We start from the raw sequence: 14,936 nt of genomic DNA on the forward strand, positions 1-14,936 counted from the left end.
GGGGTGGTTTGCGTGGTGGGCGGGTGCGGGTTCGGTGGGGGCCGGTCGCGCAGTTCCCCGCGCCCCTACGGGGGCGCTCAGCCCTTTTCCAGGTACTGCTCCCTCTCCTCGTCCAGGAGGGCCTGGAGGGCCGTGCGCAGGCCCGGGAGGTGGGTGAGGTCCGGGTCGGCGGCGACCACCGCGGTCGCCTCCTCGCGGGCCTCGGCGATGATCTCCTCGTCGTCGATGACGGCGAGCATCCGCAGGGAGGTGCGCGCGCCGGACTGGGCCTGGCCCAGGACGTCGCCCTCGCGGCGCTGTTCGAGGTCGATGCGGGAGAGCTCGAAGCCGTCGAGCGTGGACGCCACCGAGGTCAGCCGCTGCCGGGCCGGGCTGGCCTCCGGCATCTCGGTGACGAGGAGGCACAGGCCCGCGGCGGAGCCACGGCCGACGCGGCCGCGCAGCTGGTGGAGCTGGGAGACGCCGAAGCGGTCGGCGTCCATGATCACCATGGCGGTGGCGTTCGGCACGTTCACCCCGACCTCGATGACCGTCGTGGCGACCAGGACATGGGTCTCCCCGGCGGCGAAGCGGCGCATCACCGCGTCCTTGTCCTCCGGGGCCATGCGGCCGTGCAGCACCTCGACCCTGAGCCCCTGCAGCGGGCCCCCGGCGAGCTGGTCGGCGACCTCCAGGACGGCGAGGGGCGGCCGCTTCTCGGCGTCGGCCCCGGCCCCGTCCTCGGAGGACGCCTTCTTCCGCGGCTTCTTCGGGTCGTCGTCCTCGTCACCGATGCGGGGGCAGACGACGTACGCCTGGTGGCCGTTGGACACCTCCTCCCGCACGCGCTCCCACGCGCGCGCGAGGAAGTGGGGCTTGTCCGCGGCCGGGACGACATGGCTGGCGATGGGCGAGCGCCCGGCGGGGAGCTGGTCCAGGACCGAGGTGTCGAGGTCGCCGAAGACGGTCATGGCGACCGTGCGCGGGATGGGCGTGGCGGTCATCACCAGGAGGTGCGGCGGCTGTTTGCCCTTGCCGCGTAGGGCGTCGCGCTGCTCGACGCCGAACCGGTGCTGTTCGTCCACCACGACCAGGCCCAGGTCGTGGAACTGGACCTTGTCCTCGATGAGCGCGTGCGTGCCGATGACGAGCCCCGCCTCGCCGGTGACGAGGTCGAGCAGGGCCTGGCGCCGCGCGGCCGCGCCCATGGAGCCGGTGAGCAGCACCACCTTGGTGGAGTTCTCGGCGCCGCCGAGCATGCCGCCCTCGGCCAGCTCCCCCATCATCTCGGTGATCGAGCGGTGGTGCTGCTGGGCGAGCACCTCGGTGGGCGCGAGCATCGCCGCCTGCCCGCCCGCGTCGACCACGGCGAGCATGGCGCGCAGGGCCACCATCGTCTTCCCGCTGCCGACCTCGCCCTGCAGCAGCCGGTGCATCGGGTGCTCGGTGGCCAGGTCGCCGAAGATCTCGCCGGAGACCTTCTGCTGGCCCTCGGTGAGGGTGAAGGGGAGCTTCGCGTCGAAGGCGGTCAGCAGGCCGTCCTGTTTGGGTCGGCGTGCCACCGCGGGCAGTTGGGAGTCCGCGTGGCGGCGGCGGGCCAGGGCCACCTGGAGGACGAAGGCCTCGTCCCACTTGAGGCGGGCGCGCGCGTCCTCGATGTCCGCCTTGGTGTGCGGGCGGTGGATCTTCAGCAGGGCCTCCGGCAGGGAGACCAGGCCCCGGCCGGTCCGGAGCGCCCCGGGCAGCGGGTCGACGGCCTCCTGGGCGCTGGGCAGCACCGTCTGCACGGCCTTGGCGATCTTCCAGGACTCCAGCTTGGCGGTGGCCGGGTAGAGCGGGATCAGCGCTCCGGCCCAGGTGTCCACGGTCTCGGAGGAGTCCTCGCCGCGCAGCAGCTCGTACGCCGGATGGGCCAGCTGGAGGCGGCGGTTGAAGACGGAGACCTTGCCCGCGAACAGCGCGCGCGTGCCCGGCAGGAGCTCCTTGTGGGGCTTGTGCACGCCGTTGCCGAAGAAGACCAGCTTGAGCTGGCCGCTGCCGTCCGTGATGGTCACTTCGAGGCGCTGGCCCTTGCCGCGGGGGGCCTTGGCGGAGGCGAAGGTGTGCAGCCGGGCGTCGGCGACCTGGGCGACCACCGTCGCGTGCTCGTCCAGGGGCAGGTCGGCGAGGTGGGTGAGCTGCCCGCGCTCCTCGTACCTGCGCGGGTAGTGGTGCAGCAGGTCGCCGACGGTGTGCAGTCCCAGGTGCTCGGCCATCACCTTCGCGGTGGCGGGTCCGAGCACCTTCTTCAGTGGTTCTTCGAGCGCGGACACGGGATCCATTGCACACCACGGCACTGACATCTCCGTACGAGCCCCGCGAATCCGCTGGTCGGACGGCTCGTTCGGGCTCTAGGATGACGGGCTCCGGCCCTGTTCGCGGTCGCCTCGATCCGGGACCGCCCGACCCCGCGCCGTCGCACGTCCCCCCACCGGCGCAGCGACGATGGACTCCCAGACCTCACAGCCTTCCCAGGCCTCTCCGCCACCCCGTTCGTTCCAGGTCGACCTGCGCGGTCTCGTGGACCTGCTCTCCCACCACCTCTACTCCAGTCCCAAGGTCTACCTGCGCGAACTGCTGCAGAACGCCGTGGACGCGATCACCGCCCGGCGCGCCGGGGAGCCGGACGCGCCGGCCCGGGTGCGGCTGTACGCCGAGGACGGCACGCTGCGCATCGAGGATTCCGGGATCGGCCTCACCGAGGCGGACGTGCACAGCCTCCTCGCGACCATCGGCCGCAGCTCCAAGCGGGCCGACGGCCTGGAGTCGGCGCGCTCCGACTTCCTCGGCCGGTTCGGCATCGGCCTGCTCGCCTGCTTCCTGGTCGCCGAGCGGATCCGGGTGGTCAGCCGCAGCGCGCGTACGCCCGGCGCGCCGCCCGTGGAGTGGACGGCGAGCGACGACGGCTCCTACCGGGTGCGGACCCTGCCCGAGGACGCCCGCACCGAACCGGGCACCACCGTGTACCTGGAGGCCCGCCCGGGCGCCGCCGACTGGCTGGCCGCGGAGCGGGTGCTGTCGCTGGCCCGCGACTTCGGTTCGCTGCTGCCGTACGACGTCCGGGTGGGCGACGAGGCGGTGACGGACCTCCCGGCGCCCTGGGACCGCCCGTACCCCGGCCCCGCCGCCCGCCGGGTCGCGCTGGCCCGGCACTGCCACGACCTGTTCGGGTTCACGCCGCTGGACTCGATCGAGCTGGACGTGCCGCTGGCCGGGATCCGCGGGGTGGCGTACGTGCTGCCGTCCGCGGTCAGCCCCGCCCAGCGCGCCGGGCACCGCGTGCACCTGAAGGGCATGCTGCTCACCGAGCGGGCCGAACAGCTGCTGCCCGACTGGGCGTTCTTCGTGCGCTGCGTCCTGGACACGGACAGCCTGCGCCCCACCGCGTCCCGCGAGTCGCTGTACGAGGACGAGACCCTGGCGGGCGTGCGGGAGGCGCTGGGCGAACGGATCCGGTCCTGGCTGACGGAGCTCGCGGCCGGGGACCCGGAGCGGCTCGGCGCCTTCCTCGCGGTGCACCACCTGGGGGTGAAGTCCCTGGCGCGGCACGACCGCGAGATGCTGCGCACGATGCTGCCGTGGCTGCCGTTCGAGACCACGGACGGGCCGCTGTCCCTGGAGGAGTTCGCGCGGCGGCACCCGGTGGTGCACTTCACCCGGACCGTGGAGGAGTTCCGCCAGGTCGCGCCGATCGCGTCCGCGCAGGGCGTGGGCGTCGTCAACGGCGGCTACACGTACGACAGCGAGCTGGTCGAGGCGCTGCCGTCGGTGCGGGCCGGGACGGTCGTGGCGGAGCTGGACGCCGACACGGTGACCGCGCACCTGGACGCGGTCGACCCGGCCGTGGAGCTGGCCCTGTCGGGCTTCCTGGGCGCCGCGCGGGCGAAGCTCGACCCCCTGGGGTGCGACGTCGTGCTGCGCGCCTTCCACCCGGTCTCCGTGCCCGCGCTGCACCTGGACGACCGGGCGGCCCGGCACGAGCAGGCCCGCGCGGAGGCCGAGGAGCAGGCCGACGACCTGTGGGCGGGCATCCTCGGCTCGCTGCGCGGCAGCGCCCCCCGCGCGCGGCTGGTGCTCAACCACCTGAACCCGCTGATCCGGCGGATCGGCTCGCTCGACGACCGGGAGCTGATCGGCACGGCCACGGAGTCGCTCTACGGGCAGGCCCTGCTGATGGCGCAGCGCCCGCTGCGGCCCGCCGACTCGGCGCTCCTGAATCGCGCGTTCCTCGGCCTCCTGGAGTGGGCCACCCACGACGACGACCCGGAGGAGGGCCACCGATGAGCCACGCCATGGACTTCGAGACGCTGCGCCGGGCGATGCAGGAGAACTACGAGCGGCCGGAGGGCCCCGCCCGCAACGCGCGCGCGGAGGAGCTGCTCGCCGAGGCCGAGCGGCTGAACATCCCGCTGGCGGTGATCGAGGCGCTCGGCCACCAGCTGAAGGTCTACAACTACAGCTCCGAGAAGGACCGGATGTTCGTCCCCTTCGCGCGCCTGCTGCGCATGTGGGACGAGCGGCCCGGGGACTTCGACGCGTACGAGGCCCACTCCCTGCACTGGGTCTTCAAGTGGGTGTCCGCGGGGATGCTCGGCCAGCCGCACATACCGCTCGCCTCCATAGAGAAGTGGCTCGGCGAGATGGAGCACCGCTACCGGCTCGCCGGGCACACGGAACGGGCCGTGCGCAGCGCCGAGTTCAGTGTGGCGCGGGAGGTCGGGGACCTGGCGCGGGCCGAGCGCGCGTACGCGGCGTGGCTGGCCGCGGACCGGGACCGGATGGCCGACTGCCACGCCTGCGAACTGCACGAGCAGGGCTCGTGGCGGGCCGAGCGGGGCGCGGACGCCGAGGCGCTGGAGCTGTGGCGGCCGGTCCTGGAGGGCGAGCACACGTGCGCCCACGAACCGCACGCCGTCCTCGCGTCCTCGCTGCTGCCCCTGCTGCGGCTGGGCCGCACGGACGAGGCGCGCGCCCACCACCTGCGGGGGCTGCGGCTGGTGCGCCCCATGGAGAGCATGCGCGGCGCGTACGCGGACCACGTGGAGTTCTGCGCGCTCACCGGCAACGAGGCGCGCGCCCTGGAGCTGCTCGCGGAGCGGCCGGCGTACTTCACGGACGGCGGTGAGCCGCGCAGCCGGATGGACTTCCTGGCCGTGGCCGCCCTACTGGCCGACCGGCTGACCGCGCTCGGCCTGGGCGGACGGACCGTGCCGGGGCCCGCGGGGCGCACCTGGACCGCGACCGAACTCGCCGCCCACGCGCGCGTGGAGGCGCTTTCGCTGGCCGGGCGCTTCGACGAGCGCAACGGGACGGACCGGGTGAGCGGGCGCATCCGCAGCCGCATGGACCGGCGGCCGCTGGTGGAGCGGCTGCCCCTGGGCGTACGCGCCACGCACACCGCTCCCGTCCCCGCTGCCGTACGCCCCGGTCCCGCGCCCGCGCCTGCGTCCGCGTCCGCCGGCCCGGGACCGGAGCTGCCCGAGCTGCTCGCCGAGGCCCGGCGGCTCTCCGAGGCGCTGCACCCGGAGTCGGTCGCGGCGTGGGCCGCGGTCGCCGAGGCGCTCGCGACCGCCGAGGACACCGGAGCCGCCGGGGCCGCCGGGGGCACGGAGCTGACCGCGCGCGACCGCGCGGAGATGGCCGACCACGAGGCGATGGGGCTCGGCCCCGAGGGCGTGGAGCTGTTCGCCCGCGCGGCCGAGCTGTACGAGGAGGCGGGCGACCCGGGCGAGGCCCTGGCGGCACGCGCGCGTGGAGCGTACGTACGGGCCCTCGGCGGCCGGAGCGACGAGGCGCTGGCCGCGGTGGAGGACCCGTACGAGCGGGTGCTCGCGCTCTTCGCGGAGGGCACGACCGGGGTCCGGCAGGCCGCCTCCGTCCTGGTCGGCAGGGCCCGGATCCTGCTGCATCGGGTGCACGAGGCGGCGGAGACGAACGGGGCCGGTGACGGGATCGCGGTCGGGGACGGTGGCGGGGCCGCGGTCCTGGCCGCCGCGGAGGCCGCCGCCCGGGAGCTGCTGGCCCTCGCCGGGCCCGAGGCCGGGAACGACCCGATGGCCGCCGCGCGCGCCGCGGAGGCCCAGGCCGTACTCGGGGAGCTCGCGGCGCACGCCGGGGAGCTGGAGGAGGCCGCCGGGCTGCTCACCCGCGCCTCGGAGGCCTTCGTCGCCGCCGGGCTGCCGTGGTTCGCGGTGGAGTACGAGGCCCGGCTGACCGGGCTCGCGCGCCGACTGGGCGATGCGGGGATGGCCGAGCGGGCGGCGAGGGCGGCGCTGGAGCACGGGGCGCCCTTCGTGCCGGCGGCCGGCCGCGCCCAGCTGCACCTCCAGCTGGCCGAGGTGCTCGGCGCCACCGGGCGGTTCGGGCCGGCCGCGGACCACGCCCTGGAGGCGTCGCACTGGGCCGACGAGGGCGGCGAGGCGGCCACCCTGGGCGCCTGGGCCCGGCATCAGCTGGGCGGTTTCCTGCTGCACGAGGAGCGGTGGGCGGAGGCCGCGGAGGTCCTGGAGTCGGCGCTGCCCGAGCTGGACGCGCGGACGCACGGCGACGGGGCGGTCGTGCAGACCCGGTGGTGGCTCGGTGACTGCCTCAGCGAGCTGGGCGAGCACCGCGCGGCCGCCGAGCACTGGCTGCGGGCCGCGGACATCGCCCGGCGGTGGCCCGAGCAGCACGACCACGCGACGCTCGCGCACCTGGCGGCCGAGGCGCTCGGCCTCGCCGGGCTGCCCCGCGAGGCCGGGCAGGCGTACGAGCGCGCCGGTGACCTGTGGCGCGGCCTCGGCAACGTCCACGGGCTGGTCCGCTCGCTGCGGGCCCGTGCGTGGCTCGCGGTGCGGGTGGACGGGCCCGGGGAGCCGGAGGGGCTCGCCGTGGCGCGGGAGCTGATGGGGCGGGCGGTTCTCGCGTGCGAGGCGGCGGAGCCGGAGGACGAGGCGGCCCGGGTGCTGCTCGTGTCCGAACTCGCGCACACGCACCGGCAGTTCGGTGACCTGATCGCCCGCTCCGTGCCGGAGGACGCCGACGACGACACGATCCGCGGCCTGTTCGAGGAGGCGCTGGGGCATCTCGCGGCGGCCGTCTCCGGGTTCCTCCCGCTGGGCGAGGACGCGCTGCACGAGCGGACGGGGGCGCAGCTCGCCGCCGGGTGGCTGGAGGCGGACCTGGAACATCCTCGGTGGGCAGCGGGGTGCGCCGTTCCCCGCGCCCCTGAAAGACAAAAGATTGCGCCGTTCCCCGCGCCCCTGAAAGACAAAAGACTGCGCCGTTCCCCGCGCCCCTCTATCTACTCCACTCCGATCAGTAGGAGTGCGCCCTGGCGGCCGCCTCGGTATACCACCGTGTCCACCGCCAGGTAGGACTCGCGGACCTTTGCCTCCAGGTGGGGGGCGATCGTGGCCGGGGCCTCGTCGCCGAGTACCAGGGTGACCATCTCGCCGCCCGCGGCGAGCATGCGGTTGAGGACCGCCTCGGCGGTCGCCGTGACGTCCGAGCCGATCACGGCCACGTCGCCCTCGATGAGGCCGAGGACGTCGCCGGCCTGGCAGATGCCCGCCATGGTCCAGGACTGGCGCTCCGCGACCTCCACCTCGGCGTACCGGGTCGCGCCCGCGGCCGAGGTCATCGCGACCACGTCCTCGTCGAAGCGCCGCCCGGGCTCGTGCACCGCCAGCGCGGCGATCCCCTGCACCGCCGAGCGCGTGGGGATCAGCGCCACCCGTACGCCCTCGGTGCGGGCCTGCTCGGCCGCCGCGGCCGCGGTGTGGCGCAGGTCGGCGTCGTTCGGCAGCAGGACGACCTCCAGGGCGTGCGCCCGCCGTACCGCCTCGACGAGCTCCCCGCTGGCCGGCGGCTCCCCCGGGCGGGCGAGGACGGTGGTGGCCCCGGCCTCGGCGTAGAGGTGCGCGAGCCCCTCGCCGGGGACCACGGCGACGACCGCGCGCTGGGCCCGCTCGCGGGCCGGCCGGATGGTCGAGCCCGTCGTGTGCGCGTCGGCGGGCCCGAAGTGCGTGATCCGGATCCGGTGCGGCCTGCCCGCCTCGACGCCCGCCTCGACGGCCGCGCCTGCGTCGTCGACGTGCACGTGGACGTTCCACAGCCCGTCCCCGCCGACCACGACCAGCGAGTCCCCGAGCGCGTCGAGCTTCTCGCGCAGCCGGGCCACGGCCGCGTCCTGCGCCTCCAGGAGGTAGATCACCTCGAACGCGGGGCCGCTCTCCGCCTCGTCGGAGGCGGTACCGGTGCCGGTGCCGGTGCCGGTGCCGATACCGATACCGACGCCGGTGCCGTCCGCGCACTCCAGGGCCGCCACGTCCGCGTCGGCCGCCATCTCACGCGCGTGGGACGCGAGGACCGGCACCGCCGCCCGCGCGGGGGCCCGGCCCGTGAACGTCTCCACCAGCGCCGCCAGCACCGCCACCAGTCCGCGCCCGCCCGCGTCGACCACCCCGGCCCGCTCCAGGACGGCCAGCTGCCCGGGGGTCGCCGCGAGGGCAGCCCGCGCCCCCTCGTAGGCGGCCCGCGCGACCAGCGCGCAGTCCCCGTCCGCGCCGGCGGCCGCGTCGGCGGCGGCCGAGGCGACGGTGAGGACCGTCCCCTCGACCGGATGCGCGACGGCCTGCCGGGCCGCTTCGGAGGCGTGCCGCAGGGCGAGCCGCAGGCCCTCCCCGTCGGTCCCCGCGGCGCCGGTGTCCGCGGCGAGCACCTGGGCCATGCCCCGCAGGAGCTGCGCCAGGATCGTCCCGGAGTTGCCCCGGGCCCCGATCAGCGCGCCGTGCGCCATCGCCCGTACCGCGTCCGCGAGCGTGGGCGGTTCGATCACCGGCTGCCCGGACGTGCCGCCGGTGACGGACACCGCGGCGTGCGCCGCGAAGACCGCCTCGACGGCCGCGGCCGCGGACTCGACGGTCAGGTACAGATTGGTGCCGGTGTCGCCGTCCGCGACGGGATAGACGTTGATCGCGTCGATCTCCTCGCGCGCCCGGCCGAGGGCCTCCAGCGCCAGTCCGCACCAGGCACGTACCGCGGATGCGTCCAATGTCTGCGGCACCTGCGGCACCTGCGCCTCCTTGAGCAGCCCGACGTCCGAGGCAGCGTAGACCCAGGTGGGGTCCCCACCGGAAGGGGCCCGGGAAGAGGCCGGGACGGACCCCGTGCGGGACATGGTAGTTTCGTTGTACGGACGCAGTCGTTGTATGCTGCTCCGGTTGCCCGATCCGATCGGGCCTTACCCCTGGCACCGCCACTCAGATCCTACGATCCTGATTCCGGCATGCCGGGATCCACCGTAAGAGCATCTGAAGTCTTTGGAGTGACCCGTGGCTGCCAACTGCGACGTCTGTGGCAAGGGGCCGAGCTTCGGCAACAGCATCTCGCACTCGCACCGCCGTACGTCCCGTCGCTGGAACCCGAACATCCAGCGCGTGCGTACCGTGGTCGGCGGGACGCCGAAGCGCGTCAACGCTTGCACCTCGTGCATCAAGGCCGGCAAGGTCTCGCGCTGAGCTCTGCACAGCGCGCAGCCACTGCTGGTCCACCGCTCGAAGCCGGTCCCCCCTCAGGGAGGACCGGCTTTCTGCTGTTCCGCCCCGTCACGCTCAGGCTGACCGCCAGCCGTGGTGCACCGGTCCGATGCCGTCCCCGAGCGGGAACCCGGCGCCGATCGCCCCGGTGACGTACTCCTTCGCCGCGACGACCGCGTCCGGCACCGACCGCCCCTTCGCCAGCTCCGAGGCGATCGCGCTGGCCAGCGTGCACCCCGTGCCGTGGGTGTGCCGGTTGTCGAGCCGGGGCGCGCGCAGCCACAGCTCGTCGGAGCCGTCGGTGAGGAAGTCCACGGCGTCCCCGCTCAGGTGGCCGCCCTTGATCAGCGCCCACGCCGGCCCGTAGGACAGCACGGCCTCCGCGGCGCGCCGCATCCCGTCCTCCGACTCGACCGTCACGCCGGTGAGCTGCGCCACCTCGTCGAGGTTCGGGGTGGCCACCGTGGCCACGGGCAGCAGCCGGGTCCGTACGGACTCCAGCGCGGAGGCGGCGAGCAGGGAGTCGCCGTGCTTGGAGACGCCGACCGGGTCGACGACGGTGGGCACACCGGTGGCGCCGACCAACTCCGCGACCGTCGACACGAGTTCGGCGGAGGCGAGCATGCCGGTCTTGACCGCCTGGACGCCGATGTCGTCGACCACGCTGCGGTACTGGGCGCGCACGGCCTCCACCGGCAGTTCCCAGACGCCCTGGACGCCGAGGGAGTTCTGCGCGGTGACGGCGGTGAGCACGCTCATGCCGTGCACCCCGAGCGCGAGCATCGTCTTCAGGTCGGCCTGGATCCCGGCCCCGCCCCCGGAGTCGGAGCCCGCGACCGTCAGCACGCGGGGCGGGGTACGGGGCTGCACCTGCGACGGCGAGTCCGGCGTCATGTCCGGAGGAGTGCTCATGACTCGATGTCCCCGAAGTGGTCCCAGCCGCCCTTGCTGGTCCAGGGCGCCCCGTCGACCGTCACCTGGGGCAGCGCCGACGGGTTGAGGACCTCGCCGATCACCTTCCAGCGCGCGGGCAGCTTCACGTCCGGCGGGAACGTCGCGACGATCGCGTGGTCCTCGCCGCCGGTGAGCACCCACTGGAGCGGGTCGACGCCGACGGCCTGGCCGATGTCGTTCATCTGCGTGGGGATGTCGACGGCGCCGGACCGGACGTCGATGCGCACCTTGCTGGCCTCGGCGATGTGCCCGAGGTCGGCGATCAGCCCGTCGCTGACGTCCGTCATGGAGGTCGCGCCGAGCCCGGCGGCCGCGGGGCCCGCGTGGTACGGCGGTTCCGGGCGCCGGTGCGCCTCGACGAAGGCGCGCGGCGAGCGGAAACCGCGGGAGAGCACGGCGTGCCCGGCCGCGGACCAGCCCAGCCAGCCCGTCACGGCCACCACGTCGCCGGGCCGGGCGCCGCCCCGGGTGACCGGCTCGTGGTTGCGCAGGTCACCGAGCGCGGTGATCGCCACGGTGATCGTGTCGCCGCGCACCACGTCGCCGCCGACCACGGCCGCGCCGGCGACCTGGCACTCGTCGCGCAGGCCGTCCATCAGCTCGGAGGGCCAGGTGGCGGGCAGTTCGGCCGGCACCACCAGGCCGAGCAGCAGCGCGGTCGGCACGGCACCCATGGCGGCGATGTCCGCGAGGTTCTGCGCGGCCGCCTTGCGCCCGACGTCGTACGCCGTGGACCAGTCGCGCCGGAAGTGCCGCCCTTCGAGGAGGATGTCGGTGCTCGCCACGACCTTGCGGTCGGGGGCGGCCACCACGGCTGCGTCGTCACCGGGCCCGACGCGCACCGCCGGGGTGGTGGTGAGCCGGGAGGTGAGCTCTCTGATGAGCCCGAACTCCCCCAACTCGCCCACGGTTCCCTTCACCGAGTCTCACCTGTTCCCTTCGTGCCCATGTACCGGGATGTCTTCTGCTCGTGCGTGCGCCCGGTCGCGGGCCGTCCCGCACCTCGGTACGGTCGAGGCAACCGTCAACCTGTGCGGGCCGTGTACCCGGACGCGCAAGCCCCCGCCCCCGCGGGTCTCCCCGCGGCGCGCGACGACGCGATACCGTGGCGTTCCTTTTCCCCACATGATCCTCGTGGCCGCCCTGGAGGTTCCGTGGTACAGGCGTACATCCTGATCCAGACGGAGGTCGGCAAGGCGTCGACCGTCGCCGAGTCGGTCAGCAAGATTGCGGGGGTGATCCAGGCCGAGGACGTGACGGGACCGTACGACGTGATCGTGCGCGCACAGGCCGACACGGTGGACGCGCTCGGTCGCATGGTGGTCGCGCGGATCCAGCAAGTGGACGGCATCACGCGTACCCTGACCTGCCCGGTCGTGCACCTGTAGCCCCCGTCTACGCTGGGCCGGTGGACCTCTTCCGTCACCGGCGTGCTTCTTCGGTCGGGCTGCCAGCCCTCGTTCTGCTGATCGCTGCCACAGGCTGCTCCTCGGCAGACGACAACGCCCCGACCCCGGTTCCCAGCCCGGGCCAGAAGGCCGCGAAGCTGTGCCGGAACCTGGACGAGTCGTTGCCACGCAAGGTGGACGGCCTCGACCGGGAGGATCCCGAGCCCCGGTCGGCGCTGACCGCGGGCTGGGGAAGCCCGGCGATCATACTGCGCTGCGGGGTGTCGCGGCCCGCGAAGATGGTCGACCCCAGGGTGGCCGACGGGAGCGATCCCGATGCGATCGGGGGCGGGGTGAACGGGGTGCGCTGCGGGGTGTCGCGGCCCGCGAAGATGGTCGACCCCAGGGTGGCCGACGGGAGCGATCCCGATGCGATCGGGGGCGGGGTGAACGGGGGCGGGTGGCTGATGGAGGAGCGGGACGACGGGTCGACCCGGTTCACCTCCGCGCAGCGGGCCGTGTACGTGGAGGTGACGGTGCCGTCCGGGAGGGACACGGCGTCCGTGCTCGTCGATCTGGCCGGGGCCATCAAGAAGTCGATCCCTTTGGGGATCGCGGACTGAGGATCCGGCCGGGTCGTCGTCGGGTGCGGATGCGGGTGCGGGTCCGGTGGGGGCTTGTCGCGCAGTTCCCCGCGCCCCTAAAAGCAAAAGATTGCGCCGTTCCCCGCGCCCCTTCGGGGCGCTTGCTACCGCAGGCCCGTCCGCCTGCGCAGGGCCGCTCGGATCAGGCGGTCCACCAGTTCCGGGTACGGAACCCCCGTCGCCTCCCACATCTTGGGGTACATGCTGATGGGGGTGAAGCCGGGCATCGTGTTGATCTCGTTGATCACGAACTCGCCGTCCTCCGTGAGGAAGAAGTCCGCGCGGACCAGCCCCTCGCAGGACGCGGCCTCGAAGGCCTCCACGGCCAGCCGCCGCACCTCGGCGGTCTGCTCGGGGGTCAGCGGCGCGGGCACGATGCCGGGGGTCGAGTCGATGTACTTCGCCTCGAAGTCGTAGTAGGCGTGCGACTGCACCGGCGGGATCTCGGCCGGCACCGAGGCCCGGGGCCCGTCCTCGAACTCCAGGACCCCGCACTCGATCTCGCGCCCGCGCAGCAGCGCCTCCACGATGATCTTCGGGTCGTGGTGCTGTGCCTCCGCGATCGCCTCGTCGAGGCCGGACAGGTCGTCGACCTTGGTGATGCCGATCGACGAGCCCGCGCGCGCGGGCTTCACGAAGAGCGGCCAGCCGTGCTCGCCCGCGAAGTCGACGATCTTCTTGCGGGCGGCCGGCTCGTCCTGCTCCCACTCGCGGGGGCGGATCACCACGTACGGGCCGACCGGCAGCCCGAAGGAGGTGAACACCCGCTTCATGTACTCCTTGTCCTGGCCGACGGCGGAGGCGAGCACACCCGAGCCGACGTACGGGACACCGGAGAGCTCCAGCAGGCCCTGCAGGGTGCCGTCCTCACCGTAGGGACCGTGCAGCACCGGGAAGACGACGTCGACCTCGCCGAGCGCCTTCGGGACCGAGCCGGGCTCGCTGTAGACCACCTCGCGGCTGGCGGGGTCGACGGGCAGGACCACGCCGCCCTCGCTCGACTCGGCGAACTGCTCGACGTCGGGCGTACGGCGCTCGGTGATCGCCATGCGCTCGGGGTCGTCGGCGGTGAGCACCCAGCGCCCCTCCCGGGTGATCCCGATCGGCAGGACGTCGTACGCGGTCCGGTCGACGGCCCGCAGCACGGCTCCGGCGGTGACCGTGGAGATCCCGTGTTCGGAGCTGCGCCCGCCGAAGACGACGGCCACGCGCGGCTTGCGAGGCGGCTGCTCAGGGTTCTGGGGAAGGTTCTCGGTGCTCATATCGGGTTGAGGGTACCCGGTGGCGGAGCCCGGAGTCAGCGGCCGGTGGCGGCGTCGTTCAGTGCCGTTCGGGCTTGGCGCTGCGCGACATCAGCTCCTTGACGGCGACGACCGGCGGCTTGCCCTCGTGGACGATCTCGACGACGGTCTCGGTGATGGGCATGTCGACCTCGTGCCGGCGCGCCAAGTCCAGTACGGACTCGCAGGACTTGACGCCCTCGGCGGTCTGCCGGGTGACCGCGATGGTCTCCTGGAGGGTCATCCCCCTGCCGAGGTTCGTGCCGAAGGTGTGGTTGCGCGACAGCGGCGAGGAGCAGGTCGCCACGAGGTCGCCCAGGCCCGCGAGTCCGGAGAACGTCAGCGGGTCGGCGCCCATGCGGAGCCCGAGCCGGGTGGTCTCCGCGAGGCCCCGGGTGATCAGGGACCCCTTGGCGTTGTCGCCCAGTCCCATGCCGTCCGCGATGCCGACGGCGAGGCCGATGACGTTCTTGACCGCGCCGCCCAGTTCGCAGCCGACCACGTCGGTGTTGGTGTACGGGCGGAAGTAGGGCGTGTGGCAGGCGGCCTGGAGCCGCCGGGCCACCGCTTCGTCGCTGCACGCGACCACGGCGGCGGCCGGCATCCGGGCGGCGATCTCGCGGGCCAGGTTGGGTCCTGTGACCACGGCGATGCGGTCGGCGCCGACCTTCGCGACGTCCTCGATCACCTCGCTCATCCGCATCGCGGAGCCCAGTTCGACGCCCTTCATGAGGGAGACGAGCACGGTGTCGGGCGCGAGCAGCGGCGTCCAGTCCGCCAGGTTCCCGCGCAGGGTCTGCGAGGGCACGGCGAGGACGGTGAAGTCGGCGTCGCGGGCCGCCTCGGCGGCGTCGGTGGTGGCCCGCAGGTTCTCGGGCAGCTCGATGCCGGGCAGGTAGTCGGGGTTGGTCCGGGTGGAGTTGACCGCCTCGGCCAGTTCGGGCCGCCGTCCCCACAGCGTCACGTCGCACCCGGCGTCGGCGAGCACCATGCCGAAGGCCGTGCCCCACGATCCGGACCCGAAGACGGCCGCCTTGACGGGTTTTCCGGATGTCGTCACTTGCCGTGCCCCTTTTCGTGCTCTGCCTCGGTGATGTCACGCAGGGTCTTTCCCCCCGCGGCCCCATCATGCCC

General features: G+C 74.0%; 11 protein-coding genes. 5 read left to right on the forward strand and 6 right to left on the reverse strand.

What is annotated here, in order from left to right; all coding sequences use genetic code 11:
• Positions 1–77: 77 nt before the first annotated feature.
• Complete coding sequence (recG, locus tag FGF04_RS35000) at positions 78–2,300, reverse strand: ATP-dependent DNA helicase RecG (RefSeq protein ID WP_149515407.1); 2,223 nt, start codon at positions 2,298–2,300, stop codon at positions 78–80.
• A 163-nt stretch (positions 2,301–2,463) separates the two neighbouring features.
• On the opposite strand from recG, the gene FGF04_RS35005 reads away from it, so the two are divergent.
• Both FGF04_RS35005 and FGF04_RS35010 read left to right on the forward strand, forming a co-directional pair.
• Positions 2,464–4,302 (forward strand): HSP90 family protein, encoded by a 1,839-nt coding sequence (locus tag FGF04_RS35005; protein WP_149515408.1) that lies wholly within the window; start codon positions 2,464–2,466, stop codon positions 4,300–4,302.
• Entirely contained in the window at positions 4,299–7,373 is a 3,075-nt protein-coding gene (locus FGF04_RS35010; protein ID WP_235882645.1) for a tetratricopeptide repeat protein, read from the forward strand. Before FGF04_RS35005 ends, FGF04_RS35010 begins: the two co-directional genes overlap by 4 nt.
• On the opposite strand, the gene FGF04_RS35015 is transcribed toward FGF04_RS35010, so the two are convergent.
• Complete coding sequence (locus FGF04_RS35015; protein WP_149515464.1) at positions 7,301–9,073, reverse strand: DAK2 domain-containing protein; 1,773 nt, start codon at positions 9,071–9,073, stop codon at positions 7,301–7,303. The genes FGF04_RS35010 and FGF04_RS35015 overlap by 73 nt on opposite strands.
• 259 nt (positions 9,074–9,332) lie before the next feature.
• Between FGF04_RS35015 and rpmB the strand changes: the two genes are divergently transcribed.
• Positions 9,333–9,518 carry a 50S ribosomal protein L28 gene (gene rpmB, locus FGF04_RS35020; protein WP_149515409.1) on the forward strand — a complete coding sequence of 62 codons (186 nt, stop codon included), beginning with the start codon at positions 9,333–9,335 and terminating at the stop codon, positions 9,516–9,518.
• Positions 9,519–9,611: 93 nt separating this feature from the next.
• On the opposite strand, the gene thiD is transcribed toward rpmB, so the two are convergent.
• Together thiD and FGF04_RS35030 are read right to left on the reverse strand one after the other, a co-directional pair.
• Positions 9,612–10,448 (reverse strand): bifunctional hydroxymethylpyrimidine kinase/phosphomethylpyrimidine kinase, encoded by an 837-nt coding sequence (gene thiD / locus FGF04_RS35025; RefSeq protein WP_408055708.1) that lies wholly within the window; start codon positions 10,446–10,448, stop codon positions 9,612–9,614.
• Positions 10,445–11,410, reverse strand: a complete 966-nt coding sequence (locus FGF04_RS35030) for a thiamine-phosphate kinase (protein WP_149515410.1) — start codon at positions 11,408–11,410, stop codon at positions 10,445–10,447. The genes thiD and FGF04_RS35030 overlap by 4 nt, the downstream gene beginning before the upstream one ends.
• 234 nt (positions 11,411–11,644) lie before the next feature.
• On the opposite strand from FGF04_RS35030, the gene FGF04_RS35035 reads away from it, so the two are divergent.
• Together FGF04_RS35035 and FGF04_RS35040 are read left to right on the forward strand one after the other, a co-directional pair.
• A complete protein-coding gene (locus FGF04_RS35035) occupies positions 11,645–11,878 on the forward strand; it encodes an Lrp/AsnC ligand binding domain-containing protein (protein ID WP_149515411.1) in 234 nt (77 codons plus the stop codon).
• 20 nt (positions 11,879–11,898) lie between these two features.
• Positions 11,899–12,501: a DUF3515 domain-containing protein gene (locus FGF04_RS35040; protein ID WP_149515412.1), complete on the forward strand. Its 603-nt coding sequence runs from the start codon at positions 11,899–11,901 to the stop codon at positions 12,499–12,501.
• Between the two features lie 125 nt (positions 12,502–12,626).
• Here FGF04_RS35040 and FGF04_RS35045 read toward each other — a convergent pair whose 3' ends face one another.
• The gene (locus tag FGF04_RS35045; protein WP_149515413.1) at positions 12,627–13,784 is read right to left on the reverse strand and encodes a D-alanine--D-alanine ligase family protein; all 1,158 of its coding nucleotides are present in this window, start codon (positions 13,782–13,784) and stop codon (positions 12,627–12,629) included.
• Positions 13,785–13,842: 58 nt separating this feature from the next.
• Positions 13,843–14,862, reverse strand: a complete 1,020-nt coding sequence (locus tag FGF04_RS35050) for an NAD(P)H-dependent glycerol-3-phosphate dehydrogenase (protein ID WP_149515414.1) — start codon at positions 14,860–14,862, stop codon at positions 13,843–13,845.
• Positions 14,863–14,936 lie beyond the last annotated feature (74 nt).

This window comes from Streptomyces apricus, from assembly GCF_008369065.1.
GTDB classification, from domain to species: Bacteria; Actinomycetota; Actinomycetes; order Streptomycetales; family Streptomycetaceae; genus Streptomyces; species Streptomyces apricus.

Excerpts from the sequence above, each read along its gene's own strand:
- recG (WP_149515407.1), bottom strand. The coding sequence starts at position 2,300 with ATGGATCCCGTGTCCGCGCTCGAAGAACCACTGAAGAAGGTGCTCGGA.
- FGF04_RS35005 (WP_149515408.1), top strand. The coding sequence starts at position 2,464 with ATGGACTCCCAGACCTCACAGCCTTCCCAGGCCTCTCCGCCACCCCGT.
- FGF04_RS35010 (WP_235882645.1), top strand. The coding sequence starts at position 4,299 with ATGAGCCACGCCATGGACTTCGAGACGCTGCGCCGGGCGATGCAGGAG.
- thiD (WP_408055708.1), bottom strand. The coding sequence starts at position 10,448 with ATGAGCACTCCTCCGGACATGACGCCGGACTCGCCGTCGCAGGTGCAG.
- FGF04_RS35045 (WP_149515413.1), bottom strand. The coding sequence starts at position 13,784 with ATGAGCACCGAGAACCTTCCCCAGAACCCTGAGCAGCCGCCTCGCAAG.